The following is a 254-nucleotide window of genomic DNA, read 5'->3' as shown; positions in this document are numbered from 1 at the left end:
GGGCGAAGGGGTGGGTCGAGGCGGCGATCGGCGCGAAGCCGTACTTCTCGGCGATCTCGGCCACGGTGCCGCGCAAGTACGACAGATCGGCGCGGGCCTCGGCCACCGTCTCGCAGACCCGCGTCGCCACCTCGATCTGGGATCGCAGGAACTCGGCGCAGACCTGGCCGCGAAGCAGGGCCTGGCAGTCGGTCATCATGGATTCGGGAGGCTCGGTGGCGAGATCCCGGGTCTCGCGGTCGACCAGCAGATAC

The 254-nt window shown here is 69.7% G+C and carries 1 protein-coding gene; it reads right to left on the bottom strand.

Annotation, left to right across the window (positions count from 1 at the left end):
- Positions 1–254: glutamate-cysteine ligase family protein (locus PZC42_RS21990; protein ID WP_277214338.1), on the bottom strand; the 254-nt coding region annotated here is incomplete at both ends.

Source organism: Isoptericola croceus, from assembly GCF_029382255.1.
GTDB lineage: Bacteria > Actinomycetota > Actinomycetes > Actinomycetales > Cellulomonadaceae > Isoptericola > Isoptericola croceus.
Note: the sequence above shows the minus strand (reverse complement) of the source record. Positions and strands in the feature narration are given on the sequence as shown.